The following is a 24,629-nucleotide window of genomic DNA, read 5'->3' on the forward strand; positions in this document are numbered from 1 at the left end:
GTCACTCCCCGTCCCCTACGCGCTCCTCCGTGACGCGCTCCTCCGTACTCCCGAAGGCGCCGCGGACCTCGCGGGCGACTCCGGAGAGGGCGATCTCGAAGGTGAAGCCCTGCTCGTACCGGTAGCTGCGTTTGACGTCCCACGGGTCGATGCCGTTGAAGGCCTCCTTGGCGGCCCGCACCACCTTCGGGTTCTTCTCCGCGATGCCGGCCGCGATCTCGAGCGCCCGGTCGCGCAGCCGCTCGCCGGGGACGACCTCCAGAACGGAGCCGAAGGCGTGGAGTTCGGCGGCGCTCGCGGTCGCGCAGGTGTACATCATGGCCCGTGCCTTGTGCTGCGGGACGAGACGGGAGAGGTGGGTGGCGGCGCCCAGGGCGCCCCGGTCGACCTCGGGCAGTCCGAACGTGGCGTCCTCGGCGGCGATCACGATGTCGGCGTTGCCGACGAGACCGATGCCGCCGCCCAGGCAGTAGCCGTGGACCGCGACCACGACGGGGACCGGGCAGTCGTAGACGGCGGCGAAGGCGGCGAAGCAGGCCCGGTTGACGCCGACGAGCGCGGCGTTGGTGGCGTCGGCCTGGAGTTCCTTGACGTCGACCCCGGCGTTGAAGCCACGCCCTCCGGCGCGGAGTACGACGACCCGGACGTCCGCATCGCGACCCAAGTCCGCGATCTTCTCGGCGAGTCGGAACCAGTCTTCGACCGGGAGGGCGTTGACGGGCGGGCGGTCGACGACGATCTCGGCGATACCGCGCCCGTCGACGGTGGTCGTGAGGGTGTCTGTGCCCATGCGTTCTCCCTGGGTTGTCGTGGGCGGCGCTCAGGAGGGCTCGACGTGCCGGTCAGGCGCGCTTCGCCGCCGTCTGGGGCGCGGCGGCGAGTCGGTTGAGTACGGCGCCTGCTTCGGCCACGATCCGCTCGATCAGTTCCTGGCAGCTGGGCAGGTCGTCGATGACGCCGACGACCTGGCCGGAGGCCAGCGTGCCGACGTCCGTGCGGCCCTCGGTCATGCTGGCGCGCAGCAGCATCGGGGTGTTGGCCGCCATGAGCACCTGGGACCACCCGAGGTCGTGTCGGCGGCGCATGGCGAGGCCCTCGCGCACCATGTCCCGCCAGGAGATGCCGGAGATCCGCTGGAAGGCGACGGCGTGCTTGAGGGAGCGGCCCGCGCGGGCGAGTGCCTTCTGCCGCAGCAGCCGCTCCACCGGGTCGGTGCGCAGCAGCCGCTGCGGGATGCCGTCGAGGACCGTGGTGACGACGGTGCCGTCGACACCGCGCCGCAGGTATTCGGCCTTCACCTGGTCCGGCACCGTGCTGTCGCTGGTGAGGAGGAAGCGGGTGCCCATCGCGATGCCGACGGCTCCCTGCGCCAGGGCCCCGACGAGACCCCGGCCGTCATGGAAGCCGCCGGCCGCGATGACCGGGATGTCGACGGCGTCGACCACCTGCGGCAACAGGATCGAGGTGGGCACCGGGCCGGTGTGGCCGCCGCCCTCTCCTCCCTGGACGACGACCGCGTCCACGCCCCACGCCTGGACCTTCTCGGCGTGGCGGCGAGCGCCGACGGAGGGGATGACGACGAGCCCGGCGTCCTTCAGGCGGCGGATCACCCGCTCGTTCGGGGCGAGGGCGAAGGACGCGATCCGGACGCCCTCCTGGACGAGGAGTTCGCCGCGTTCCAGTACGTCGGAGGCGTCGCCGCGCATGTTGACGCCGAACGGCGCGTCGGTGCGCTCCTTGACGACGCGGACGGCGGTACGGGTCTGTTCCAGGGTCAGGGTGGCACCGGCCAGGATGCCGAGGCCGCCCGCGGCGGCCGTGGCCGCCGTCAGTTCGGGGCCGGACACGTAGCCCATGCCGGTCTGCACGATCGGGTACCTGACCCCGACCAGGTCGCACAGCGCGGTGCGCAGGGCCGGGTGGGTCGCGGGGTGGGTCATCGAAGTCATGCCGGGATCCTCCGGAGCTCGACGGTCCGGGGACCGGATGCGACTGCGGCCGGGCCCGGCACCTCGGCACACTACCAAGCACTTGCTTGGGTCTCAATGGCCTGCCGGCGTCCGCGCGCCCGCCCGCGCTACCTCCTTTCGTCCCGGAGTCACGAAACGGCGGGGCGCGGACCTGTCACCAGTACGACCTCGAGGGTGCGCGGCCCGTGGACGCCTTCGACGCGGTCGAGTTCGATGTCGCTGGTGGCCGACGGGCCGGAGATCCAGGTCGAAGGGCGGGTCGGATCGAGGCGTTCGAGGGCCTCCGGAAGGGAGGAGACCACCTGGTCCGGGACACGCACCACGCAGATGTGGTGGTCGGGGACCAGCGTGATGCGACGGCGGCCCTGGCCGGGGCCGGCGTCGAGCACGAGGGTGCCCGTCTCGGCGACGGCCACCGCGCAGCCGGTGATCACGCTGTCGATCCGGTCGAGTTCGTGCGGCGTGGTGTCCGCCCGGTCCTGGACCCGCACGACGTCGGTCGCCGAGAGCCAGCCGGGATCCAGGCCCGGCGGGACGAGCACCGTCGTCGCGCCCCGGGCGGCCAGCATCACGGCGACCGTCCGCGGCAGCTGGTCGGCCGTGCAACGGTGCACGACCGCCCGGTAGTCCGCCAGGTTCTCCGCGAGGAGTTCCACCGTCTGCTCGGCGTCCAGGTCACCGTGGACGCGTAGATAGGAGCGGTCGACGGCCTGTTCGTACGGCGTGTCGTCCGGTGGTACGTCGGCGAGCGCGCTCCGCACCCGGCCGAGGATCAGATCCCTGCTGCTCATGTCCCGTCCTTCTTCCCGCCGTCGGTGCGCTGCCACCAGTCACGGAACGGCTCCGCGGGCACCGGTGGCAGGTCCCGCGTCGCGCTCCACGCCTTGCCGGGACCCGGCAGTGTCCGTGGATGCAGCTTCCGCGTGCGTGCGGCGAGCCGCTGTCCGGCCCGCAGCACACCCGGTCGGCCGAGCGCCCAGCGCGCCGCCCGCATGGCCGCACGCTCGGCCGCGTGCCCCTTGGCCGGCCTCAGGACGACCAGGTCGCCCTCGCGGGTCACCGGTCCGCCCTGGGCGATCCGCTCCCGGAGATGCACCAGGACCTCGGGGATGTCGATGGCGACGGGGCAGACGTCGTAGCAGGCGCCGCAGAGGGTGGAGGCGTACGGCAGCGAGGCGTCGACCTCGCTCTGTGTGCCCCGGAGCTGGGGGCTCAGGATCGCGCCGATGGGGCCCGGGTAGACCGAGCCGTACGCGTGACCCCCGGCCCGCTCGTACACCGGGCAGACGTTGAGACAGGCCGAGCAGCGGATGCAGCGCAGGGCCTGGCGGCCCACCTCGTCCGCGAGGGTGTCGGTGCGGCCGTTGTCGAGGAGGACGAGGTGGAAGTCGCTGGGGCCGTCGCCCTCGCTCGTCCCCGTCCACATGCTCGTGTACGGGTTCATCCGCTCGGCGGTCGAGGAGCGGGGCAGGGTCTGCAGGAACACCTCCAGGTCCCGCCAGGTCGGGACGACCTTCTCGATGCCGACGACCGAGATCAGCGTCTCGGGGAGCGTCAGGCACATCCGGCCGTTGCCCTCGGACTCCACGACGACGAGCGTGCCCGTCTCGGCGACCATGAAGTTGGCGCCGGACACGGCGACCTTGGCCCGGAGGAACTTGTCCCGCAGGTGCAGCCGCGCGGCGTCGGCGAGCTCGGCGGGGCTGTCGGTGAGGCCGGCGGGTGCGGGCCGGCCCCACTCGCTCATCTCGCGGACGAAGATGTCGCGGATCTCGCCGCGGTTGCGGTGGATCGCGGGGACGAGGATGTGCGAGGGCCGGTCCTTGCCCAACTGGACGATGAGTTCGGCGAGGTCGGTCTCGTAGGCGGCGATGCCCTCGGCTTCGAGGGCCTCGTTGAGGCCGATCTCCTGGGTGGCCATGGACTTGACCTTGACGACCTCGGTCTCGCCGGTGGCCTTGACCAGGTCGGTGACGATCCTGTTGGCCTCGTCCGCGTCCGCCGCCCAGTGCACGGTCCCGCCCGCGGCGATCACCGACTCCTCCAGCTGGACCAGGTAGCGGTCGAGATGGCGGAGGGTGTGGTCCTTGATCTGCTTGCCGGCCTCGCGCAGCCGCGCCCAGTCGTCGAGTTCGGCGACGGCGGCCGCGCGCTTGTCGCGGATGGTGTGGGTGGCGTGGCGGAGGTTGGCCCGCAGGGTGGGGTTGCCGACCGCGTCGCGCGCCGCCTTCGGGAAGGCCGGCATCCCGACGAACGTACCGCTCACAGCAGGGGCTCCTTCTCCGTGCTCGCTAGGATCTCCGCGATGTGGACGGGCCGCATGCCCACCTTCAGCCGCGACATCGTTCCTCCGATGTGCATCAGGCACGAGTTGTCGGCGGCGCACAGCACCTCGGCACCCGTCGACTCGGCACTGCGCGCCTTGTCCGCGCCCATGGCGGCCGAGACGTCGGGATTCTTCACCGCGAAGGTGCCGCCGAAGCCGCAGCATTCCTCCGCTCCGGGCAGTTCCGCCAGTTCGAGGCCCTTGACGGCCTGGAGCAGCCGGTACGGCCGGTCGGCGAGCCCCAGGCCGCGCAGGCCGTGGCAGGTCGGGTGATAGGTGACCCTGTGCGGGTAGTACGCGCCGACGTCCGTCACACCGAGCACGTCCACCAGGAACTCGGTGAGCTCGTACGTCTTCGGCACGACCGGCGCGAGCGTGCGGGTGAGCCTGTCGCCGCGGCCCTCCGCGCGGGCGCGCTCGCCCATGCGGGGGTACAGCTCGCGGACCATGGCGCCGCAGGACCCGGACGGGGTCACGATCGCGTCGTAGCCGGCGAAGACCTCGGCGTAGCGCAGCGCGAGCGGTTCGGCCTGGTGCCGGTAGCCGTTGTTGTAGTGGGCCTGTCCGCAGCAGGTCTGGCCCGCGGGGAAGTCGACGTCCACGCCCAGACGGGACAGGAGCCTCACCACGGCCCGGCCGGTGTCCGGATAGAGCGTGTCGTTGACACAGGTCAGGAACAGAGCGACACGCATCGCGGCTCCTTCTTCTCGGTGTGCGGGGACCGGGTGGGCACGGTTGTCAGGTTCCGTGCCCACCCGGCGTTTCGGGCGTGGCCGTCAGCCGGCGATCCGTCGGGCCGCCGCGTCCCACTCTGCCCGGTCGCCGCGGGGTTCGTAGGTGGTCAGCGGCTGGGTGCGGGCCAGCAGGCCGCGCATCGAGGCGAGGTCCCCGACCGCGCGGTGGGCGCGGGCCTGGACCAGGACGTTGCCGAGGGCCGCTGATTCGGCCGGTCCTGCGACGACCGGCAGCCCGCAGGCGTCGGCGGTCAGCCGGCACAGCAGCTCGTTGCGGGCCCCGCCGCCGACCACGTGGACGACGTCGGCGGACCGTCCGGACAGCCGCTGCGCGTCCTCGATCGCCTTGCGGTGGGCGAGGGCGAGGGAGTCGAGGACGCACCGGGTGATCTCGGCCGGCGTCTCCGGGACGGGCTGACCGGTGGCGCGGCACGCCGCCTGGATGCGCCGGGGCATCCCGCCGGGGGCCAGGAACGCCGGTTCGGCCGCGTCCACCACCGCACGCAGGCCCGGCACCCGGGCCGCCTCGCGCAGCAGGGGTACGACGTCCGCCAGGCCCCAGTCCCGCATGCACTCCTGGAGCAGCCACAGGCCCATGATGTTGCGCAGGTAGCGGACCGTGCCGTCGATGCCCAGCTCGTTGGTGAAGTTGGCGGCGCGGCTCGCCTCGGTGAGCACGGGCGCCTCCAGCTCCAGGCCGGCCAGGGACCAGGTGCCCGTGCAGATGTACGCGAAGTTCCGCGTGGTCGCGGGGACCGCGGCCACCGCGGAGGCCGTGTCGTGCGAGCCCACCGCCGTCACCGGCACCGGCCCCTGGAGCCCCGTCTCGTCCAGCACCTCCGGCCGCAGCAGCCCGGCCGGATCGCCCGGCTGCCGCAGCGGGGCGAACAGTTCCAGGTCGATGCCGAGGCGGGCGGCCGTGTCGTAGGACCAGTCGCGCGTCCGGGGGTCGACGAGCTGCGTGGTGGAGGCGTTGGTCAGCTCGGTGCCCTGCTCGCCGGTGAGCCAGTACGAGATCAGGTCGGGGATCATCAACAGCCGCTCGGCGCACGCGAGTTGACGCGCCTCGCGGGCCGCCGCGAGCTGGTACAGGGTGTTGAACGGGGCGTACTGGATGCCGGTCGCCGCGTACAGCTCGGCGGCCGGCACGGTCGTCCACACCTTCTCCGCGACGCCCTCGGTGCGGCTGTCCCGGTAGTGCACCGGGTTGCCGAGCAGCGCCCCGTCGGCGTCGAGCAGGCCGTAGTCGACGGCCCAGCTGTCGATGCCGACGGAGTCGACCCGGCCGGCCGCGCGCAGGCCGTCGAGCACACCCGCGTAAAGCCCGAGGATGTCCCACCGCAAGCCCTCGGGTAGGCGGACCGGCCGGTTGGGGAAGCGGTGTGCCACGGAGACGTGGAGGGTGTCGGGGCCGACGTGGCCGACCATGACGCGCCCGCTGGACGCGCCCAGGTCGACCGCGGCGAACGCCTTCGTACGATCGCTCATCGCAGGAAGGCGGCGGCGACACCGGCGTCGACCGGGACGTGAAGGCCGGTGGTGTGGGTCAGCTCGCCGCCGGTGAGCGCGAACACGGCGTTGGCGACGTGCTCGGGCAGTACCTCGCGCTTGAGGATGGTGCGCTGGGCGTAGAACTCACCGAGCTTCTCCTCCTCGATGCCGTACGTCGCCGCCCGCTGCGCGCCCCAGCCGGCGGCGAAGATGCCCGAGCCGCGCACGACCCCGTCCGGGTTGACGCCGTTGACGCGGATGCCGTGCTCGCCCAGCTCGGCGGCGAGGAGCCGCACCTGGTGGGCCTGGTCGGCCTTGGTCGCGGAGTAGGCGATGTTGTTCGGTCCTGCGAACACCGCGTTCTTCGACGCGATGTAGACGATGTCACCGCCGAGACCCTGCTCGATCATGATGCGGGCCGCCTCGCGGGAGACGAGGAACGAGCCGCGCGCCATGATGTCGTGCTGGAGGTCCCAGTCGCGCGCCGAGGTCTCCAGGAGCGGCTTGGAGAGGGAGATGCCCGCGTTGTTGACGACCAGGTCGACGCCGCCGAAGGCCAGCGCGGCCGCCTTGAACGCGTCGGCGATCTGCTCCTCCGAGGTGACGTCCACGGTCACGGCCACAGCCTTGTCGGGCCCGCCGATCTCCTCCGCGACGGCCCCGGCGCTCGAAGCGTTGAGGTCGGCGACGACGACACAGGCGCCCTCGGCGACGAGCCGCTGGGCGATGGCCTTGCCGATGCCGCTTCCGGCACCGGTCACGAGGGCGACGCGGGTCGCGAGCGCCTTGGGCTTCGGCATCCGCTGGAGCTTGGCCTCCTCGAGGGCCCAGTACTCGATGCGGAACTTCTCCGACTCCTCGATCGGCGCGTACGTCGACACCGCCTCTGCGCCCCGCATCACGTTGATCGCGTTGACGTAGAACTCACCCGCCACGCGAGCGGTCTGCTTGTCCTTGCCGAAGGAGAACATGCCCACGCCCGGGACGAGCACGATGGCCGGGTCGGCGCCGCGGATCGCGGGCGAGTCGGCGTCCGCGTGCCGGTCGTAGTACGCCTGGTACTCCTCGCGGTACTCGGCGTGCAGCGCGCGCAGCCGCGCGACGACTTCTTCGACCGGGACGGTCGGCGGAAGGTCGAGGACCAGCGGCCGGACCTTGGTCCGCAGGAAGTGGTCGGGGCAGGAGGTGCCGAGCGCGGCGAGCCGGGGGTGCTCCGCGCGGGCCGTGAAGTCGAGGACGGCCGCGGAGTCGTCGAAGTGACCCACCTGCGGCCGGTCCTGCGAGGCGATGCCCCGGATGTGGGGCGCGAGGACGGCGGCGCGCTCACGCCGCTCGGCCTCGGGCAGCGCCCCGTACCCGTCGAGGAGGGGACCGAAGGGCTCGGGGCGGCCGCGCTCGGCGAGGAAGCTCTCCGCGGTCCGGATGATGAGCAGCGAGTTGCGCTCGCACTCCTCGGCCGTGTCGCCCCAGGCGGTGACTCCGTGTCCGCCGAGGATGCAGCCGATGGCCTGCGGGTTGTCCTTCTTCACGGCCGCGATGTCGAGGCCGAGCTGGAACCCGGGGCGCCGCCACGGCACCCACACGACGGTCTCGCCGAAGCACTCGGCGGTCAGCTTCTCCCCGTCGGCCGCGCAGGCGAGCGCGATCCCGGAGTCGGGGTGCAGATGATCCACGTGGACGGCGTCGACCAGTCCGTGCATGGCGGTGTCGATGGACGGAGCGGCGCCGCCCTTGCCGTGCAGGCAGTAGTCGAACGCCGCGACCATCTCGTCCTCGCGCTCGACGCCCGGGTAGACGCCGACGAGGGAGCGGAGCCGGTCGAGGCGGAGCACGGCGAGGCCGGACTCCGTGAGGGTGCCGAGGTCGCCGCCCGAGCCCTTGACCCACATCAGCTCGACGTCTCCGCCGGTCACGGGGTCGGGCGCGGTGCCCTTGGCGGACGTGTTGCCGCCGGCGTAGTTGGTGGTGCGGGGATCGGCGCCGAGGCGATGGGAGCGGGCGAGCAGAGCGGCCGCTTCGGGGTGGAGGGAGGAAGACATGGGCGTGTCCTTGCGGGTCGGTGAGGAGGGTCGTCTCGTACGGTCCGGGGCTCAGGCGCCCCAGCCGGCCTGGTCGCCTGGGTCGTCTCGTACGGTCCGGGGCTCAGGCGCCCCAGCCGGCCTGGTCGCCGCCGACACGCTCGGCGGCGATCCGCTCCTGCCATCCGGAGCGGCGGTACGCGGCGATCGGGTCCGGGTCGAGGCCCGTCTCTTCGCGGACCTCGGCGAGCAGGGGGCGTACGTCGGTGTTGTAGGCGTCCATGAGCACGGCGTTCGCGGTGAGTACGTCACCCTCGCGTTGCGCCGCGGCGAGCGCGGGCCGGTCGACGAGCAGGGCCTTGGCCGTCGCCTCCTGCACGTTCATCACCGAGCGGATGATCGCCGGGATCTTGGTCTCGATGTTGTGGCACTGGTCGAGCATGAACGCGACGTCGGAGCCGAGTCCGCCGCCCCGGATGACCTCGTACATGATCCGGAACAGCTGGAACGGGTCGGCGGAGCCCACCATCAGGTCGTCGTCGGCGTAGAAGCGCGAGTTGAAGTCGAACGCGCCGAGCTTGTTCTCCCGCAGCAGCGTGGCGACGATGAACTCGATGTTGGTGCCGGGCGCGTGGTGGCCGGTGTCGACGACGACCTGCGCCTTGTCGCCGAGCTTGAGGCAGTGGGCGTAGGCGGTGCCCCAGTCCGGGACGTCGGTGGTGTAGAAGGACGGCTCGAAGAACTTGTACTCGAGCAGCATCCGCTGGTCGTCGCCGAGACGCTCGTAGATCTCGGCGAGGCCCTCGGTGAGCCGGTCCTGCCGCTCGCGGATGTCGTCCTGGCCGGGGTAGTTCGTGCCGTCGGCGAACCAGAGCTTCAGGTCCCGCGAGCCGGTCGCGTCCATGATGTCGACGCACTCGAGCAGGTGGTCGACGGCCTTGCGGCGCACCACCGCGTCGGGGTGGCAGATGCTGCCCAGCTTGTAGTCGTCGTCCTGGAAGGTGTTGGAGTTGATCGCTCCCAGCTTCACCCCGCGGTCGACGGCGTACTTCGCGAGTGCCGTGTAGTCGTCGACCTCGTCCCAGGGGATGTGCAGGGCGACGGTCGGGGCCACGCCGGTGAGCTCGTGCACCTTGGCGGCGTCGGCCAGCTTCTCCTGAGGGGTACGGGGCACGCCCTCCTGGGCGAAGACCTTGAAACGGGTCCCCGAGTTCCCGTACGCCCACGACGGCGTCTCGACGGCCTGGGTCTTGAGCGCGGTCTTCACCGCGGCGAGATCGGTCACTTCAGGGCTCCTACGGCTTCGGCACCGGCGATCTTCTGTTCTGAAACGATTCAGCAGGAACCTAGGAGCCCTGCCCGAGAGTGTCAACCCGGCCAACGCCGCCAGCCGACGGTGACGACTCGGCGGCTGAGATCAGTTGAGAACTGCGCTGAGCAGGCCATTGACGGGATGCGACCTCCACGCTTAATGTCCCGGGAACCGCTTTGAAACCTTTCATGAAGCCCGTGCGGCTTTCCCGGAGAGACGGTTCCGTGCAGCGTGTCTGCTTCTTGCTCAAGGTCCGCCAGGACCGGCTCGCCGAGTACCGCGAGCGCCACGCCGCCGTCTGGCCCGAGATGCTCGACGCCCTCTCGGCGAGCGGCTGGCACAATTACTCGCTCTTCCTCGGCGAGGACGGTCTGCTCGTCGGCTATCTGGAGACGGAGGACTTCGCCGCGGCCGTGGCCGCCATGGAGGCCACCGAGGTCAACGCCCGCTGGCAGGCCGAGATGGCCGACTTCTTCGAAGCCCTGGACGGGCAGCGGCCCGACGAGGCCATGCGGCCTCTGACGGAGGTGTTCCACCTGTCCTGACCCCGGCACCAGGCGTACCCCGCCTTCCGTCGCGGCGCCGGCCTGCCCCGCCCGGCGCAGCGACGGAGGGGGACGGGCACCGCGAGTAACCTGAAGGCACCGTGGCTCTACATACCGGGAGGTCCCAGTCCGATGACCCAGTCAGTGGGTATCAAGGACATCGCACGCGCCGCAGGCGTGTCCGTGGGCACGGTCTCCAATGTGATCAACCGGCCGGAATCGGTCTCCCCCCGGACCCTGGCCCGTGTCCGGGCCGAGATAGACCGCCTCGGATACGTCCGCAGCGAGTCCGCCCGGCAGTTGCGTGCCGGCAGCAGCCGCATGATGGGGCTGCTCGTCCACGACATGGGCAACCCGTTCTTCGTGGACATCGCGCGCGGCGCGGAACGCGCGGCGCGCGCCGCGGGGCTCGGCGTCATGGTGTGCAACACCGCCCAGAGCCCGGCCGAGGAGGCGGAGTACCTGGGACTCTTCGCCGAGCAGCGCGTACGCGGGGTGCTTCTCACCCCGGCCGACGCCAGTGGCCGCACCATCGAGGACTTCCGCCGCCACAAGATCCCCTTCGTCCTCGTGGACCGCGTGGCCGCGGGCAGCTCCGAGTGCTCGGTGTCCGTCGACGACGTCGCCGGTGGGGCCCTCGCCGTGCGCCACCTGATCGAAGCCGGACACCGCTCGATCGCCTACATCAGCGGCCCGCCCGAGCTCAACCAGGTGCGTGACCGGCGCAGCGGCGCCCTCACGGCCCTCACCGCGGCCGGACTCGGCCACGACGTCCTCCGCGAGCTCCCCACCGAGCGCCTCGACGTCTCCGCCGGGCGCGACGCCGGCGCCCGGCTGCTCGGTCTCGCCGACCGGCCGACCGCCGTGTTCTGCGCCAACGACCTGCTCGCCCTCGGTGTCCTGCAAGCCATGTACGACGCGGGGATGAACGTCCCCGACGACATGGCGATCGTCGGCTACGACGACATCGAGTTCGCCGCCGCCGCGACCGTCCCCCTCACCTCGGTCCGCCAGCCCGCCGTCACCATGGGCGCCCTGGCCGCCGAGCTCCTCCTGAGCGAGATCGGGGCGGAAGGCGACGCGACCGCGCACGAGCACCGCCGGGTCGTGCTCCAGCCCGAGTTGGTGGTACGGCGCTCCAGCCTGCCGGCACGGTGAACGAGCGCCGCCCCTGACCGTCTCCGAGTCCCCGCCGAGGGCATGGCAGCGACCCGGTACACCTCCACGGGAGGGCTCAGCGGAGGCGGCGGGCGCGGAGTACGACGTCGTCGGTGTGGTGGGCGCCTGCGCCGCCGTCGGGTGCCACGCGGGGCCGCTGCTCGTCCACCTCCACCACCCAGTCGTCGTCGAGCAGCGCCGTGACCATCGAGGGCCAGACGTAGTCCGCCGGGTCGAAGCCGCTCTCGTCCGCCTGGTGGGTGTCCATTCCCGCGTGGTGGACGAGCAGCAGCACACCGCCGACGGCGACGGCCGCGAGCAGCGCCCGCTCCGACTCGGCGTCGGGGGTGCGCAGCAGCGCCGGGTACTGCGCGGAGACCAGGTCGAAGGAGGCCGGCGGGAGCGCCGCGTCCGTCAGGGTGGCGTGGACCCAGCGGACGTCGACGCCGGCGTCCCGCGCGTGCCCGGCCGCTCGGTCCAGGGCCACGCCCGAGACTTCGAGCGCCGTCACGTCCCAGCCGCCGCGTGCGAGCCAGACGGCGTCCGCTCCCTCGCCGCAGCCGACGTCGAGCACCCGGCCCGGGGTGAGCCCGGCGACCTCGGCCACGAGCGCGCCGTTGGGCTGTCCGCTCCAGAGTTGCTGCCGGTCGGCGTACCGGTCGTCCCACTCGGCCCGCACGGCGGGGTCTCCGACGTATCCGTCGGCGGGCGGGGCGGTGTCGGAGGCGGGCGGTCCCGCTGCGATGTCGTCGGTCATGGGCCCACCGTCGCCCACCGGGCCGCGGTCACGCCACCGCTGTTGCCGGACCGGCAAAACGGGGTCCGGCACAACGGGGTCGCGGGGTCCGGATGCCGTACCCGGGCTACATGTGCGGCATCCCGTAGTACCGGCCGAACTGTTCGAGATAGCCGGGGTCGCGGGGCTCCTTCGCCCGCTCGAATTCGGGCGCGTCCTTGATCTGGTCCTTCGTGCGGTCGACGTACACCGTTTCGTCGTCGCGGTCGACGCGCCGGATGACGCTGGCGGGGAGCAGCACGTGCTTGCCGAAGATCCATACGCCGGTGTCGACGACCAGGTAGCCGGCCCCTGCCTCGTCGGTGTGCTCGTCGACCTTGCCGATGCTCCCGTCGGTGGCCTCGACCTTGAAACCGATCAGGTCGGTCCCCGTCTCGTAACCGGAATCCGTGCGGTAGCCCCAGATCTCTTCGCTCGCCATACTCGCTCTCCTCGCTCTGCTCGCTCGCCGGGCGCTGTCGTGCCGCTCAGCCTGCCCCGCTTCGGTACGACGGCCCGCGCGGCGCTCCGGCGACTCGCCTGCGAGGCGTAGCGGCGGGTCGGCGCGCGGTTCACTCGCCGGACACGCCCAAGAGGCGGCGGGTGCGGTTGCTCGCCCCGCTGAGGGTGAGCGGGATGCCCAGGCTGGTGCACATGCGGTGGGCGCGGGCGAGGGTGCTGAGGGTGGCGGGGGTGGGGTCGGCGCTGGGGACGGCGATGACCACCCGGGCGGGCCGGTGCGCCTGGACCAGGGCCTGGATCTGGAGGGCGCCCGCGGCCCGGTTGGTGACGTCCAGGTCCCGGTGGAGGGTCACCGTCAGGACCTCGTGACGTACGGCATGGCTGATGAGCATGGCGACCCTCCGCGCAGGACGAGGAAGACCCACGTCCGGACACGGGGTGGGCGGTTCGTCCGAGGATGTCATGGGGATCGGCCCGACGGCGTTCTCGTGGCGTCGACGGCGTGAAGTGTCCGCCGGACGGGGACACGAGGCCGCTGGCTAAGGTGGGGAAGGCCGGGGTGGGTGACCGGTCGAGATTTCGAACGCGACCTTCCCTCAACGGGCGACTCACCAGGCGGTACGCATGACTCAGTTCGACCTCCCCCTCGATCGGCTCCGCACGTACCGGAGCGCGTCCGTGGAGCCCGAGGACTTCGACGCCTTCTGGGCGGAGACCCTCCGTGAGGCGCGCGGGCACGAGCTCGGCGCCCGGTTCGAGGCCGTCCCGACGGGGCTCTCCACGGTGGAGGCGTTCGACGTCACCTTCGCCGGCTTCGACGGGCAGCCGGTCAAGGGCTGGTTCGTCCTGCCCGCCGGCACGACCGAACCGCTGCCGGTGGTGGTGGAGTTCCTGGGGTACGGCGGTGGGCGCGGCCTTCCGCACACCCATCTGCTCTGGGCCTCGGCCGGGTTCGCGCACTTCGTGATGGACACGCGCGGGCAGGGCAGCGGCTGGGCGACCGGTGACACCCCGGACCCGGTGGGCAGCGGGCCGGCGTTCCCCGGCTTCATGACGCGCGGCGTCGAGGACCCGTACACCTACTACTACCGGCGGCTCTTCACCGACGCCGTCCGCGCCGTGGAGGCCGCCCGCTCGCACCCGCTGGTGGACGCGGCCCGTACGGCGGTGACCGGTGTCAGCCAGGGTGGCGGGATCACGCTGGCCGTGGCCGGGCTCGTGCCGGACCTGGTCGCCGTGGCGCCGGACGTGCCGTTCCTGTGCGACTTCCCGCGCGCGACGACGGTCACGGACCGCACCCCGTACCGCGAGATAGGCAACTACCTGAAGACGCACCGCGGCCGGGTCGAGCAGGTCCAGGAGACGCTGGCCTATTTCGACGGGGTTCACTTCACCGCCCGCGCCACGGCCCCGGCCCTCTTCTCGACGGCCCTGGAGGACCTGACGTGCCCGCCGTCGACGGTGTTCGCGGCCTTCAACGCGTACGCCGGGGACGAGAAGGCGATCGAGGTGTACGACTTCAACGACCACGAGGGCGGCGGCGTCTTCCAGCAGGCGGCCCAACTCCGCTGGCTGCCGGGGAAGCTGCGCGGCTGAGCCGACGGGTGTGGTGCCCGCCTCCACGCCTATTGGTTTCCGTGCCAGTACTTCATGGTCGTACCTCCTCCCCCGTGTCTGGACGCAGGGTGACCTAGAAGCGGTCGAGGCCGTGCCCGCCGGGGAACGAGGTGTCAGGCGCGCCCGCGCAGGGCGGTCGCGTAGGCCTCGTCGGGGTCGAGGCGGCGGAGTTCCTCTGCGATCAGCTCGGCGGTGGTCCGGACCTTGAGGGCGAGGACCCGGCTGGGCTGGCCGGGGATCGAGAGCCTGGCCACCGGGCCCTCGGGCCGGTCGATGCGGATCTCACCGTCCGCGGTGCCCATCCGGACGGCCGTGACGACGGGGCCGTCGGTGACGACGCGGTCGACGGGGACGCCGAGCCGGACCTCGAACCAGCGGGCGAGGAGTTCGGCGCTCGGGTTCTCCGCCTCGCTCTCGACGGCGGCCGAGGTCACGGTCAGCGGGGCCTGGTCGAGCGCGGCGGCCAGCATGGAGCGCCAGGGGGTGAGCCTGGTCCAGGCGAGGTCCGTGTCCCCGGGGGCGTAGGAGGCGGCCCTGGTCTCCAAGGCGGCGAGGGGGTCCTCGACCGCGTACATGTCGGTGATACGGCGCTGCGCGAGTGAGCCCAGCGGGTCCCGGGAGGGCACGTCCGGGGCGTCGACGGGCCACCAGATGACGACGGGTGCGTCGGGCAGGAGCAGCGGCAGGACCACGGAGTCGGCGCGGGCGCCGAGTTCACCGTGGAGCCGGAGCAGGACCGTCTCGCCCGAACCGGCGTCGGTGCCGAGGCGGACCTCTGCGTCGAGCCGGGTGACGAGTCGCTCGCGGGGCGAACGGGCGTGGCGCTTGATGACCACGAGGGTGCGGGAGGGATGCTCCCGGGAGGCTTCGTTGGCGGCCCTGACCGCGTCGTAGGCGTTCTCCTCGTCGGTGACGACGACAAGGGTGAGCACAGCGCCGACGGCGGGCGTGCCGACGGCCCTGCGGCCTTGAAGAATCGCCTTGTTGATCCTGCTGGAGTCGGTGTCCGTCAGATCGATCTTCATGCGCGGCGGCCGTCCCTTCCTCTGCGGCGAGCCTAACCCTCCCCCGTGGCGGACGCGTTGCGGGCCCCCTGGGCGCCGGTGCCGCTACCCGAATTCCTGGTCCGGCTCGTCGGCGGTCCGGCCCTCGGCGCGGCGGCCGACCACGGCCGCGGCGGCGAGCGCGGTGCCGAGGAAGGCGGCGGCCACCACCCAGGGGCGGTCGAGGACGTGCCCGGAGACGTGGTCGACGGAGTACCGGCCGGCGCCCGTGACGCCGATCGCGGCGGCGACGAAGCCGAGGAACGCCGGGTACTCGTAACCGCCGCCCTGGGCGAAGAAGCCCGCCGGCGCGTGGACGGAGACGGCACCCGCCATGGCGCCGGCGGCCGCGGCGCCGGCCGCCGGGGTGGCGAGGCCGAGGGCGAGCAGCGCTCCGCCGCCGGCTTCGCCGAGACCGGCGGCGACGGCGCTCTGCCGGCCGGGCCGGAAGCCCATGGCCTCCATCGCCTGGGTGGTGCCCTCGATCCCGCCGCCGCCGAACCAGCCGAAGAGCTTCTGGGTGCCGTGCGCGGCGAGCACGGCACCGGTGCCGACCCTCAGCACGAGGAGGCCGAGGTCGCGTCGGTTGGGGTGGCCCATGGGTGTCTCCAGTGCGGGGAGGACGGACACGTACGCCTCCACTGTCGTCGCCCTCTCCGGTCCGCGCCTGCCGTAATGCCGGGCGAATACTCCGCTTGAGTCACGCTTTGCGGCATTTGTTCACTGTTGGTTTAGTGGGGAGGGCCCGAACGCATGACCGTCGAGTCCACCGCCATGAAAGGACGGACACCGTCCATGACACAGACTCATGACCGCCCGCCGCAGCAGGACGTACCGCCCGGCCCGCTGGGCGCGCTCGCCGGAGCCGCCTGGCAGGCGCTGCTCGTGGCCGGAATCGCGGCGCTGGTCCTCGGCGTCCTCGTGCTGGTCTGGCCCGGCGCCTCACTGTTCGTGGCCGGGGTGCTCTTCGGCCTCTTCCTGCTGTTCAGCGGTGTGATGCAGCTGGTGGCCGCCTTCGGTACGCACGCGAGCACCGCGCCGCGGGTCATGGCCTTCATCAGCGGCGCCCTGTCGATCCTGCTCGGCCTGCTCTGCTTCCGCGGCGCGATGCAGTCGATCCTGCTGCTCGCTCTCTGGATCGGCATCGGCTGGCTGTTCCGCGGCATCACCCAGATCATGGCGGCGGCCTCCGACGCGGCGATGCCGGCGCGCGGCTGGCAGGTCTTCCTCGGCGTCGTCAACGCGCTCGCCGGTGTGGTGCTCATCGTCTCCCCGCTGGAGTCCGCCGCGGTGCTCGCGCTCCTCGGCGGCATCTGGCTCGTCGCCGTCGGAGCGGTCGAGATCGTGACGGCCTTCCAGGTGCGCTCGCGTGCCAAACACCTGCCGCCGGGAGCCTGACGAGGCGGTCCGCCCGGCCTCACATCCCGCCCGCCGTCCGCCCGATGCCTGGGCGGGCGGCGGGCGCTGTTGACGCGTGCGCTACATTTTGCCGGTCCTTGACCACCGATCCCCCGTGATCGTGACCTTGCGGAGCCGGCACACCATGAGCGACATCGTCAACGGCCTCGGCCGGGCCGGCGCCTACGGCGCCCTCGGCGTGGTCCTGCTGATCCTCGGCATCGTGCTCGTGGACCTGCTGACCCCCGGCAAGCTCGGGCGCCAGATCTGGGAGGACCGCAACCGCAACGCGGCGACGCTGCTGAGCTCGGCGCTCCTCGGTATCGGTGGCATCGTCTTCACCTCTATCTGGACGACGTACGACGACTTCGGCAAGGGCCTCGTCTCGACGGCGGCCTTCGGACTCCTCGGCCTGGCGATGATGGCCGTGGCGTTCCTGGTGGTGGACCTGGTCACGCCGGGGAAGCTGGGTGCCACCCTGGTCGACCCCGAGCCGCACCCGGCGGTCTGGGTGACGGCCTCCTGCAACATCGCGGTCTCGGCGATCGTCTCCGCCTCGATCGCCTGACACCGGACGTCTGACTCTTGACGCCGGACGCCGGACGCCAGCGACTGACACCGGACGCCTGGCACCCGGTTCCTTTCCGGGTTCAGCTCCCCAGCGGTTCCACCTCCAGGAAGCGGCGCCCGCGCGGCCCCTTGTAGAGCAGGGCCTCCCAGCCGAGCCGTGCCAGGGCCGGCACGCACGCGCCGAGAGCCGCCGCCTCCTCCTGTGCGGCGCCCGAGCCCGCAGGGCCCAGCCACTCCACCACGGCCGTGCCCGGCCGGTCCCCCGCGCGGACCCGGTAGCCGGTGGTGGTCCTCGCTCCCGACGCGTCCATGGACGACGGGACGAGGCCGCCGTACTCCAGGGCGAGGGCCACGGCGCGGACCGGCTGCCGGCGCTCCCAGTCGGCGGGCACCGCCCTCGGGTCGCCGCCCTGGCGCAGGGTCAGGCGTCTGATCTGGAGCAGCCCGTCGAGGGCGGCCCGGATCTCCCGGGACCGCTGCTCGGCGTCGGCCGGGGGCAGCGGTGGGCCGTCGCCGGTGGCCGCCTCGAAGGTCCCGCCGCCCCCGGGCGCCGCCGTCACAGCAGCCGCCGGATGTCGCCGCGGACCCGGTAGAAGCCGCCCGCCGCGGTGTGCAGGGCATCGACCACGTAGCGCGCGCCGGGCTCCCGGATCGCCCTCGGGAACTGCACGTTCCACGCGGAGTCGTAGCCCTGGGAGACGACTCTCACCCGGGTCCTGCCCGACTCGTTCACGCATTCCACGACGATCGAGCCCGCCGGGGCGTCGCTGACGGTGCTCACGGCGGTGACGGTCGTCGCCGGCTCGTACACCGGCAGGGCGGCGGCGAGCTTGATGTCCCGGGCGACCGGCACCGTGCCCTCCTGGGCGGCCCCGATCGCCGCCTCGCTCGCGTCCACGCACACCAGGGAACCGTCCGTGGTCACCAGGTAGAGCCGCTCGTCGCGGTACTGCATGGAGAGCGCCGATCCCCCTCCCGTACCGAGCTTCCACAGCCGGGTCCCGTCCTCCGCGAAACAGTAGACGGAGGAGGCCGAGTCGGCGGCGAAGACGAACCTTCCGCCGGGCGAGGTGGCGCACGAGTACACGGGGCTGTCGCAGGCGTAGACCGCCTCGACGCGTCCGTCCTTCTTCGCCAGCCGCTGGACCTTCTTGCGCGCCGTCCCCGCGTAGACCGCGGTGTCCTCCTGCCAGCCGAAGAGGACCCCGCCCTCGGTGGCCGTGTGCCACAGTTCGCCGCCGCCGTCCGGCGCGTGGGCGGCGACGCCCCGGGTGTCCCCGTAGTAGACGGCGTCGCCGTCGGCGCGGACCATCCAGGCCTGCTCGCCCTGGCCGCCGCGCGCCCACTGGTGCTCGTCCTCGTGGTCGATGACGGTGAGCCGGCCCGAGCGGTCGGCGACGTGCAGGACGCCCTCGTGGATGTCGAGCCAGAAGATGTCGACGTCGGTGGCGATGTCGTACGCGGCGAAGGGCAGCTTGGACGACAGGTCGTACACCTTGCCGTCGTCGCAGCCCGCGTAGATCCAGAAGTCGTCGGCGACCAGGCACTTGACGCCGTCCGGCAGGCTGAACCGGGCCTGCACCTCGCCGGAGCGGTCGAGCGTGAAGACGTCCCCCGCCTGGTTGCCGACCCAGCAGCGCTCCTCGTCGACGTGGATGCCGAAGGCGGCCGACCCGGTCCTGAAGCGCCAGAGCACGGGGGCGACGGCGCGCGCGGTGGACGGCGCCGAGGTCACCTCGCGGCGCGTCACGGAGCGGGCGGCGCGCTGTCCGCGCACCGCCGGCGCGTATCCCTTGCGGACCTTCTCGCCCAGCTTCCGCGCCGCGGCGGCCTGCGCCTTCGCCTGCGTCGGGAACGTGGAGTGCTGCGTCTGGCCCGCGGAGCCGATCCGGCCGTAACGGACCGACACCGCCAGGTCGTCCACGGTCACTTCGTAGAACTTGTGGGCACCGCCGCCGTCCTGCGACAGCTCCAGATAGGTCGTCGTCGTCATGGTGAAAACGGTAGGGGCACCCACTGACAACGGCCCCCGGTCCGGCGGCCGGTCAGGCCTCGACCGGGTCCGGAGCCGCCGCCGGGCGGTTCTCCTTGAGCGTGATCCGGCCCTTGCGGATCGTGGCGAGGCGGGGCGCCCGGCGGGCGATGGCGCTGTCGTGGGTCACCATGACGAAGGTCAGACCGTGCTCCTTCCAGAGCCCTTCGAGCAGGTCGACGATCTCGTCGCGCATCGACTCGTCGAGGTTTCCGGTGGGTTCGTCGGCCAGCAGCACCTTCGGTCGCTTCACCAGGGCGCGGGCGATCGCCACCCGCTGCTGCTGGCCGCCGGAGAGCTCGGAGGGCAGATGGCCGAGGCGTTCGCCGAGGCCGACCGACTCCAGGGCCTCCGCGGCGCGCCCGCGTCGCTCGGACGGACGGATGCCGAGCGGGACGAGCGCGGTCTCCACGTTCTCCTGGGCGGTGAGTGTGGGGATGAGGTTGAAGCTCTGGAAGACGAAGCCGATGTTCTGGCCGCGTACGGCCGTCAGCCGGCGCTCGGAGAGCGACGCGAGGTCGGTGCCGTCGAGCAGGACCCGGCCGGAGGTGGGGCGGTCGAGGCCGCCGAGCATCTGGAGGAGGGTGGACTTGCCGCCGCCTGTCGGGCCCTGGATGACCAGCCGGTCCCCCTGGGCGAGGGTGAGGTCGATCCCGGCGAGCGCGTCGACTCTCGTCTGCCCCCGCCGGTACTGCTTGGTGACGCCGATGAGTTCGTACACGGTGTGACTCCTGTGGTACGTGGGTGGGTGGGGCGGCCGGGTGGCTACGCGACGCGGCGCAGGGCGTCGGCGGGGCGGAGGCGTGAGGCGCGCCAGGCGCCGAAGGCGCCCGCGACGAGGCCGCCGCCGAGGGCGAGGAGGACGGCGAGGCCCACGGTGGTGAGGGAGACCGGGGCGGTGAGGGCGATGTCGACGGTCTTGCCGGCGGCCGTGCCGGCGGGACCGCCGCCGAAGATCACGCCGCCCCGCCCGCCGCCGCCGAACGCGCTTCCGCCGACGCCGAGTTCCGCGGAGAGTGTCGGGCCCGCGACGGTCACGGCGTACGCGCCGGCCAGGCCGACCGCGATGCCGAGGGCGCCGCCGATGACACCGTTGACGAGGGCCTCGCCGACCACCTGCCGGGTGACCCGGCCGCTCGTCCAGCCGAGCGCCTTGAGCGTGCCGAACTCGCGGACCCGCCGGGTGACGGCGGAGGAGGTGAGCAGTCCCGCGACGAGGACGGCGGCGAGCAGTACGGCGTACGAGAGCCACCTGCCGACGTTCGAGGCGAGGTCGGCGGCGGTGTCGAGCGAGCCGGAGACCGTCTGCGCGAGGTCGGCCGAGGTGGTGACGGTGGTGCCGGTGACGTTCTTCTGGATGGCGGCCTTGACCGCGTCGATCCGGGTCGAGTCGGTCGCCTTCACATAGATCGTGGTGATCTTCGCCGCGGAGGCGGAGAGCGTCTGCGCCTGCTTCAGTGGCAGGTAGACCTGGGCGGCGGACTGGCCGCGGTCGGCGGTCGCGATGCCGACGATCTCGAACTTCACGCCCTTGACGGTCAGTTCGTCGCCGACGGCGAGGCCCTGCTGTTGGGCGTAGGCGCTGTCGACGACGGCGACCTTGGCGTCGGTCTCGGTGGTCTTGAAGGTACGGCCCGGGGACACCGTGGAGGTGGTGAGGGGGCCGAGGTCGGGCGCGGTGACGTCGGTGCCGTAGAGGGTGAAGGAGTCGACGTCGAACGCCGCGCCGCCGCCGGTGACGGTGTCGCCGGGCCCGGAGCCGCCACCGCTGCCGCCGCTGTCGGCCCCGCCGCTGCCGCCGGTTCCGTCGCCCGGCTGGGCCGGTTGGGGCTGGCCGCGCTGGATCCGGCCCCGCTCGAACTCGCCGTTGATCTTCAGGTTGACGAGGCTGAGCCCGCCCACCGCCCGGTCGACGCCGGGCTGTCGGCCGACCGTGGCGACGGTCGAGTCCGCGAGGGTCTGGAAGCCCTGGACCATCAGCCGGTCACTGCTCTGCTCCTCGCCGTCCTCCTTGCCCTGGAACTCGAACCGGGGCCGCTGCGCCCGCGCACCCTCCTCGGGCCGTTCCTGCGCCTTGGTCACCGTGAGGTCCGTACCGAGCCCGTAGAGCGATTCGAGGACCTTGCCCTGGGCCCGGTTCATGCCGGAGGAGACGGAGTTGACGACGATGACCAGCGCGATCCCGAGCGCGAGCCCGGAGGCGACGACGAGCGCCGCCCTTCTGCGGCGGCGCAGTTCGCGCCGGAGGTAGGTGAAGAACATGGGCGTGAAGCTAGGGGCGGCGTGTGATGACGGGATAAGGCCCGCGTGAGAGGGGGATGAGAGCGCGAGATCTCCTGGTCGCGCGGCCCTCCGGGTGCTCTCGAACCCCTGCGCGCGCACGGCCTCCTGGTGGCAGAGTCGCCCCCATGACGCAGAGCGGCAGCACGGACAGCGGCACGGTGGCGCGCAGTGGCCCGGTGACAGCGCTCCTCGATGCCACGGGGTCCTTCTTCAAGTCGGCGCGGGACGCCTTCCCCGGTGCCACCGCCGCGGACTGGGCGGCCGCCTCCGCGCTCGACCCGGACGCGTTCGGGCCCGGGGGCTCGTGGCGGCTGGACTTCCGCTGCTTCGCCGTCGCGGACCCTGACGGTACGGGCTGGACGCTGATCGACGCGGGTGTGGGCCCCGCCGAGGGCCCCGGGGCGCCCTGGTGTCCCGTACCCGGGAGGCTGCCGGAACTGCTCACGGCGGCCGGGATCGACCGGGCGGACGTCCACACCGTCGTCCTGACGCATCTGCACGAGGACCACACCGGCTGGGCGGCCGACGCCGCCGGGCAGCCCTTCTTCCCCCGGGCCCGGTACGTCGTCCAGCGCGCGGAGACCGAGGCCCTCGACCGGCGGGATCCCGTGTGGGACTGGGTGGTCGAGCCGCTGCGTACCTCCGGACAGCTGCACGAGGTCGAGGGAAGGCACCGGCTGCGCCCCGGCGTCACGCTGCTGCCGACCCCCGGGCACACCCCGGGCCACCAGTCCGTCCTGGTCGAACGGCCGGACGGCCGGGACGTCCTGGTCACCGGCGACCTCCTCGTGCACGCCGTCCAACTCGCCGCCCCGGGCGTGGCCTACGCCCACGAACGCGACCCGGCCACCGCCCGCGCCTCCCGCGAGCAACTGCTCGCCCGCGCCGCCGACACCGGGGCGGTCCTCGCGACGGCCCACCTGACCCGGCCGTTCGTCGAACCCCGGGCGACTCCCGCCGGAGAGGCCCCCGTCGGCCGGACGGCGTCCGCTGAGGCCCCGTCAGGCGGATAGACGCCGCCGAGGGCGACCGCGGTGGGGGTACGGAGGTGTCGACGGCACCCGTCATCGAGGGCCGGCGGGAGCGGAAAGCGCGGCTTGGACTTTCGTACCCCTTCGTGGATCTTCGTCCCATGCCGTAGCGGGCCGTCGACCCGCTCGCGATCATTGCCGTATGAACGACGAGATCTCGCTCCCGCTCGCCATGGAGTGGCTGACCACCCCCGAGGCGTGGTCCCTCTCCGAAGGTGTCCTGTCGGTCACGGCCGGCCCGCGTACGGACGTCTTCACCGACCCGGTCGGTGGGGGCGTCCGACGGGACGCCGCCGTGGCCCTGACCGATGCGCCGGAAGGCGACTGGCAGTTCTCGGCGCGGCTTCGCGTCGGGTTCCGGTCCGCCTGGGACGCGGGTGCGCTCGTCGTGTGGGCGGACGACGACCACTGGGGGAAGCTCACCTTCGAGCAGGCGCACGACGGTGTTCCGAGCGTCTATTCGGTCGTGACGCGCGGACGGTCCGACGACGCGCTCGCCGGCCCCGTGCCGGGGGACGCGCTGTGGCTGCGCATCAGCCGGGTCGGGGAGGGTTACGTCTTCCACGTGTCGGAGGACGGCGGCTTCTGGCGCCTGGTGCGGCAGTTCGCCCTGGGCGGCGCCGGCGGCCGTGCCGCACGGGTCGGCGTCGTGGCGCAGTCACCCGTCGGCGAGGGCTGCCGTGTCGACTTTGACGCGTTCCGACTCGCCCCCACGACTCTGGCGCACCTCTTCGACGGTCGGTGAACCGTCGACGCACGGCCCGCACGGCCCGGTGGGCGCGCGGGCCGTGTGCGCCGCAGCGACAGGCCCTACGCCGAGTCGCGGCGGACGAGTTCCGTCGGCAGGATCACCGCCGACGGGTCCTCGCCCGCGATCCGGGCCAGGAGCATCCGCACCATCTCGGTGCTGATCCGGTCCCAGGGTTGGCGGATGGTGGTGAGCGAGGGGCGGGAGGAGAGGGCGGCCGGGGAGTCGTCGAAGCCGCCCACGGCGATGTCCTCGGGGACCCTGCGGTCCGCGCGGGCGAGCGCGTCGAGGACGCCCTGCGCCATCAGGTCGGAGGCGACGAACACGGCGTCGATGTCCGGGGCGCGCTCCAGGAGGGCGCGGGCCGCGTCCTCGCCGCTGGCCCTGCTGTAGTCGCCGGCGGCGATCAGCGTCTCGTCGACGGGCAGTCCGCACTCGGCGAGCGTCTCGCGGTAGCCGGCGAGGCGCTCCACCCCGCCGGGGGTGTCGAGCGGTCCGGTGACGGTGGCGATCCGCCGTCGCCCGGACGCGTACAGATGACGGACCATGTCGCGGGCGCCGTCGCGGTCGTCGGCCGCGACGTAGCCGATCTTGGCGGTCTGGCCGAGCGGCTTGCCGCAGGCGACGACGGGCACGCCGGCCTCGTGCAGCCGGGCCACCACGGGGTCGCCGGAGTGGCTGGAGACGAGGAGGACGCCGTCGACGTGGCCGGCCTCGATGTAGCGGAGGTTGCGGCGGCGCTCGTCCTCGGTGCCCGCGATCATCAGGAGCAGTGGGATGTCCTGGGCCGCGAGCGCCTGGGTGCAGGCGCGGAGCAGCACGTTGAAGTTGGGGTCCTCGAAGAAGCGCTCCTGCGGCTCGGTGAGGAGGAAGGCGACGGAGTCGGACTTGCCGGTGATCAGCGAGCGGGCGTGCCGGTTGACGACGTATCCCGTTCTTCGGATCGCGGCGTCGACGGCCGCCTTCGCCGTCGGGCTGACGTAGTGGCCGCCGTTGAGGACACGGGAGACGGTGCCGCGCGAGACGCCGGCCTCGCGGGCCACGTCGTGGATGGTCGCCGGGCGGCGCCTGCTCGCTGCTGTGCTCATGCTGTGTGTTTCTCCTCGATCCCCTGTG

At 72.5% G+C, this 24,629-nt stretch carries 25 protein-coding genes; 7 read left to right on the forward strand and 18 right to left on the reverse strand.

What is annotated here, in order from left to right; translation table 11 throughout:
• Position 1: 1 nt before the first annotated feature.
• The 8 genes from ABT034_RS12230 to rhaI all read right to left on the reverse strand — a co-directional run bounded on the left by ABT034_RS12230 (position 2) and on the right by rhaI (position 9,824).
• Positions 2–790 carry an enoyl-CoA hydratase family protein gene (locus tag ABT034_RS12230; protein ID WP_351214028.1) on the reverse strand — a complete coding sequence of 263 codons (789 nt, stop codon included), beginning with the start codon at positions 788–790 and terminating at the stop codon, positions 2–4.
• 52 nt (positions 791–842) lie between these two features.
• On the reverse strand, positions 843–1,949 hold the full coding sequence (locus ABT034_RS12235; RefSeq protein WP_351214030.1) for an NAD(P)H-dependent flavin oxidoreductase: 1,107 nt from the start codon (positions 1,947–1,949) through the stop codon (positions 843–845).
• 149 nt (positions 1,950–2,098) lie between these two features.
• Positions 2,099–2,761 (reverse strand): LutC/YkgG family protein, encoded by a 663-nt coding sequence (locus tag ABT034_RS12240; protein ID WP_351214032.1) that lies wholly within the window; start codon positions 2,759–2,761, stop codon positions 2,099–2,101.
• Positions 2,758–4,236: a lactate utilization protein B gene (locus ABT034_RS12245; protein ID WP_351214034.1), complete on the reverse strand. Its 1,479-nt coding sequence runs from the start codon at positions 4,234–4,236 to the stop codon at positions 2,758–2,760. The genes ABT034_RS12240 and ABT034_RS12245 overlap by 4 nt, the downstream gene beginning before the upstream one ends.
• Positions 4,233–4,988, reverse strand: coding sequence for a (Fe-S)-binding protein (locus tag ABT034_RS12250; RefSeq protein ID WP_351214036.1), 756 nt, complete (start codon positions 4,986–4,988; stop codon positions 4,233–4,235). The genes ABT034_RS12245 and ABT034_RS12250 overlap by 4 nt, the downstream gene beginning before the upstream one ends.
• A gap of 84 nt (positions 4,989–5,072) precedes the next feature.
• Complete coding sequence (locus tag ABT034_RS12255) at positions 5,073–6,518, reverse strand: rhamnulokinase (RefSeq protein WP_351214038.1); 1,446 nt, start codon at positions 6,516–6,518, stop codon at positions 5,073–5,075.
• Entirely contained in the window at positions 6,515–8,560 is a 2,046-nt protein-coding gene (locus tag ABT034_RS12260) for a bifunctional aldolase/short-chain dehydrogenase (RefSeq protein ID WP_351214040.1), read from the reverse strand. The genes ABT034_RS12255 and ABT034_RS12260 overlap by 4 nt, the downstream gene beginning before the upstream one ends.
• Before the next feature lie 103 nt (positions 8,561–8,663).
• Positions 8,664–9,824, reverse strand: a complete 1,161-nt coding sequence (rhaI, locus tag ABT034_RS12265) for an L-rhamnose isomerase (protein ID WP_351214042.1) — start codon at positions 9,822–9,824, stop codon at positions 8,664–8,666.
• 251 nt (positions 9,825–10,075) lie between these two features.
• On the opposite strand from rhaI, the gene ABT034_RS12270 reads away from it, so the two are divergent.
• Complete coding sequence (locus tag ABT034_RS12270; RefSeq protein ID WP_351214044.1) at positions 10,076–10,396, forward strand: L-rhamnose mutarotase; 321 nt, start codon at positions 10,076–10,078, stop codon at positions 10,394–10,396.
• 132 nt (positions 10,397–10,528) lie between these two features.
• Positions 10,529–11,554: a LacI family DNA-binding transcriptional regulator gene (locus ABT034_RS12275; RefSeq protein ID WP_351214046.1), complete on the forward strand. Its 1,026-nt coding sequence runs from the start codon at positions 10,529–10,531 to the stop codon at positions 11,552–11,554.
• 76 nt (positions 11,555–11,630) lie between these two features.
• Here ABT034_RS12275 and ABT034_RS12280 read toward each other — a convergent pair whose 3' ends face one another.
• The 3 genes from ABT034_RS12280 to ABT034_RS12290 all read right to left on the reverse strand — a co-directional run bounded on the left by ABT034_RS12280 (position 11,631) and on the right by ABT034_RS12290 (position 13,183).
• Entirely contained in the window at positions 11,631–12,311 is a 681-nt protein-coding gene (locus tag ABT034_RS12280; protein WP_351214048.1) for a class I SAM-dependent methyltransferase, read from the reverse strand.
• Positions 12,312–12,417: 106 nt separating this feature from the next.
• The gene (locus tag ABT034_RS12285) at positions 12,418–12,771 is read right to left on the reverse strand and encodes a PRC-barrel domain-containing protein (protein ID WP_351214050.1); all 354 of its coding nucleotides are present in this window, start codon (positions 12,769–12,771) and stop codon (positions 12,418–12,420) included.
• A gap of 130 nt (positions 12,772–12,901) precedes the next feature.
• On the reverse strand, positions 12,902–13,183 hold the full coding sequence (locus tag ABT034_RS12290) for a hypothetical protein (protein ID WP_351214052.1): 282 nt from the start codon (positions 13,181–13,183) through the stop codon (positions 12,902–12,904).
• Positions 13,184–13,415: 232 nt separating this feature from the next.
• On the opposite strand from ABT034_RS12290, the gene ABT034_RS12295 reads away from it, so the two are divergent.
• On the forward strand, positions 13,416–14,387 hold the full coding sequence (locus ABT034_RS12295) for an acetylxylan esterase (protein ID WP_351214054.1): 972 nt from the start codon (positions 13,416–13,418) through the stop codon (positions 14,385–14,387).
• Between the two features lie 134 nt (positions 14,388–14,521).
• Here ABT034_RS12295 and opcA read toward each other — a convergent pair whose 3' ends face one another.
• Positions 14,522–15,433: a glucose-6-phosphate dehydrogenase assembly protein OpcA gene (gene opcA / locus ABT034_RS12300; RefSeq protein WP_351214056.1), complete on the reverse strand. Its 912-nt coding sequence runs from the start codon at positions 15,431–15,433 to the stop codon at positions 14,522–14,524.
• An 84-nt stretch (positions 15,434–15,517) separates the two neighbouring features.
• Complete coding sequence (locus ABT034_RS12305; RefSeq protein WP_351214254.1) at positions 15,518–16,051, reverse strand: DoxX family protein; 534 nt, start codon at positions 16,049–16,051, stop codon at positions 15,518–15,520.
• A 195-nt stretch (positions 16,052–16,246) separates the two neighbouring features.
• Between ABT034_RS12305 and ABT034_RS12310 the strand changes: the two genes are divergently transcribed.
• Positions 16,247–16,849, forward strand: a complete 603-nt coding sequence (locus ABT034_RS12310) for an HdeD family acid-resistance protein (protein WP_351214058.1) — start codon at positions 16,247–16,249, stop codon at positions 16,847–16,849.
• Between the two features lie 145 nt (positions 16,850–16,994).
• A complete protein-coding gene (locus ABT034_RS12315) occupies positions 16,995–17,417 on the forward strand; it encodes a DUF350 domain-containing protein (RefSeq protein WP_351214060.1) in 423 nt (140 codons plus the stop codon).
• An 82-nt stretch (positions 17,418–17,499) separates the two neighbouring features.
• On the opposite strand, the gene ABT034_RS12320 is transcribed toward ABT034_RS12315, so the two are convergent.
• From ABT034_RS12320 to ABT034_RS12335, 4 genes are read right to left on the reverse strand one after another with little or no spacing between them, the layout of a single operon-like run.
• Positions 17,500–17,979, reverse strand: coding sequence for a hypothetical protein (locus ABT034_RS12320; RefSeq protein ID WP_351214061.1), 480 nt, complete (start codon positions 17,977–17,979; stop codon positions 17,500–17,502).
• Positions 17,976–19,412, reverse strand: a complete 1,437-nt coding sequence (locus ABT034_RS12325) for a WGR domain-containing protein (protein ID WP_351214063.1) — start codon at positions 19,410–19,412, stop codon at positions 17,976–17,978. Before ABT034_RS12325 ends, ABT034_RS12320 begins: the two co-directional genes overlap by 4 nt.
• A gap of 52 nt (positions 19,413–19,464) precedes the next feature.
• Positions 19,465–20,172 (reverse strand): ABC transporter ATP-binding protein, encoded by a 708-nt coding sequence (locus tag ABT034_RS12330; protein ID WP_351214065.1) that lies wholly within the window; start codon positions 20,170–20,172, stop codon positions 19,465–19,467.
• A 44-nt stretch (positions 20,173–20,216) separates the two neighbouring features.
• Positions 20,217–21,713, reverse strand: coding sequence for an ABC transporter permease (locus ABT034_RS12335; RefSeq protein ID WP_351214067.1), 1,497 nt, complete (start codon positions 21,711–21,713; stop codon positions 20,217–20,219).
• A gap of 146 nt (positions 21,714–21,859) precedes the next feature.
• Here ABT034_RS12335 and ABT034_RS12340 point away from each other — a divergent pair, with 146 nt between their 5' ends.
• Entirely contained in the window at positions 21,860–22,747 is an 888-nt protein-coding gene (locus ABT034_RS12340; protein ID WP_351214069.1) for an MBL fold metallo-hydrolase, read from the forward strand.
• Between the two features lie 160 nt (positions 22,748–22,907).
• Complete coding sequence (locus ABT034_RS12345) at positions 22,908–23,510, forward strand: DUF1349 domain-containing protein (protein ID WP_351214071.1); 603 nt, start codon at positions 22,908–22,910, stop codon at positions 23,508–23,510.
• Between the two features lie 65 nt (positions 23,511–23,575).
• Here the strand turns inward: ABT034_RS12345 and ABT034_RS12350 are convergent, their stop codons facing one another.
• Positions 23,576–24,601 carry a LacI family DNA-binding transcriptional regulator gene (locus ABT034_RS12350; protein ID WP_351214073.1) on the reverse strand — a complete coding sequence of 342 codons (1,026 nt, stop codon included), beginning with the start codon at positions 24,599–24,601 and terminating at the stop codon, positions 23,576–23,578.
• Positions 24,602–24,629 lie beyond the last annotated feature (28 nt).

The sequence above is a fragment of the Streptomyces sp. NPDC002773 genome, assembly GCF_040295605.1.
Lineage (GTDB): Bacteria > Actinomycetota > Actinomycetes > Streptomycetales > Streptomycetaceae > Streptomyces.

Bases quoted from the DNA above. Each gene is read 5' to 3' on its own strand.
- ABT034_RS12230 (WP_351214028.1), bottom strand. From the start codon at position 790: ATGGGCACAGACACCCTCACGACCACCGTCGACGGGCGCGGTATCGCC.
- ABT034_RS12345 (WP_351214071.1), top strand. From the start codon at position 22,908: ATGAACGACGAGATCTCGCTCCCGCTCGCCATGGAGTGGCTGACCACC.
- ABT034_RS12310 (WP_351214058.1), top strand. From the start codon at position 16,247: ATGACACAGACTCATGACCGCCCGCCGCAGCAGGACGTACCGCCCGGC.
- ABT034_RS12315 (WP_351214060.1), top strand. From the start codon at position 16,995: ATGAGCGACATCGTCAACGGCCTCGGCCGGGCCGGCGCCTACGGCGCC.
- ABT034_RS12350 (WP_351214073.1), bottom strand. From the start codon at position 24,601: ATGAGCACAGCAGCGAGCAGGCGCCGCCCGGCGACCATCCACGACGTG.
- ABT034_RS12295 (WP_351214054.1), top strand. From the start codon at position 13,416: ATGACTCAGTTCGACCTCCCCCTCGATCGGCTCCGCACGTACCGGAGC.
- ABT034_RS12340 (WP_351214069.1), top strand. From the start codon at position 21,860: ATGACGCAGAGCGGCAGCACGGACAGCGGCACGGTGGCGCGCAGTGGC.
- ABT034_RS12305 (WP_351214254.1), bottom strand. From the start codon at position 16,051: ATGGGCCACCCCAACCGACGCGACCTCGGCCTCCTCGTGCTGAGGGTC.
- ABT034_RS12250 (WP_351214036.1), bottom strand. From the start codon at position 4,988: ATGCGTGTCGCTCTGTTCCTGACCTGTGTCAACGACACGCTCTATCCG.
- ABT034_RS12285 (WP_351214050.1), bottom strand. From the start codon at position 12,771: ATGGCGAGCGAAGAGATCTGGGGCTACCGCACGGATTCCGGTTACGAG.
- ABT034_RS12335 (WP_351214067.1), bottom strand. From the start codon at position 21,713: ATGTTCTTCACCTACCTCCGGCGCGAACTGCGCCGCCGCAGAAGGGCG.
- ABT034_RS12235 (WP_351214030.1), bottom strand. From the start codon at position 1,949: ATGACTTCGATGACCCACCCCGCGACCCACCCGGCCCTGCGCACCGCG.
- ABT034_RS12325 (WP_351214063.1), bottom strand. From the start codon at position 19,412: ATGACGACGACGACCTATCTGGAGCTGTCGCAGGACGGCGGCGGTGCC.
- ABT034_RS12280 (WP_351214048.1), bottom strand. From the start codon at position 12,311: ATGACCGACGACATCGCAGCGGGACCGCCCGCCTCCGACACCGCCCCG.
- ABT034_RS12275 (WP_351214046.1), top strand. From the start codon at position 10,529: ATGACCCAGTCAGTGGGTATCAAGGACATCGCACGCGCCGCAGGCGTG.
- ABT034_RS12240 (WP_351214032.1), bottom strand. From the start codon at position 2,761: ATGAGCAGCAGGGATCTGATCCTCGGCCGGGTGCGGAGCGCGCTCGCC.
- ABT034_RS12290 (WP_351214052.1), bottom strand. From the start codon at position 13,183: ATGCTCATCAGCCATGCCGTACGTCACGAGGTCCTGACGGTGACCCTC.
- ABT034_RS12255 (WP_351214038.1), bottom strand. From the start codon at position 6,518: ATGAGCGATCGTACGAAGGCGTTCGCCGCGGTCGACCTGGGCGCGTCC.
- ABT034_RS12260 (WP_351214040.1), bottom strand. From the start codon at position 8,560: ATGTCTTCCTCCCTCCACCCCGAAGCGGCCGCTCTGCTCGCCCGCTCC.
- opcA (WP_351214056.1), bottom strand. From the start codon at position 15,433: ATGAAGATCGATCTGACGGACACCGACTCCAGCAGGATCAACAAGGCG.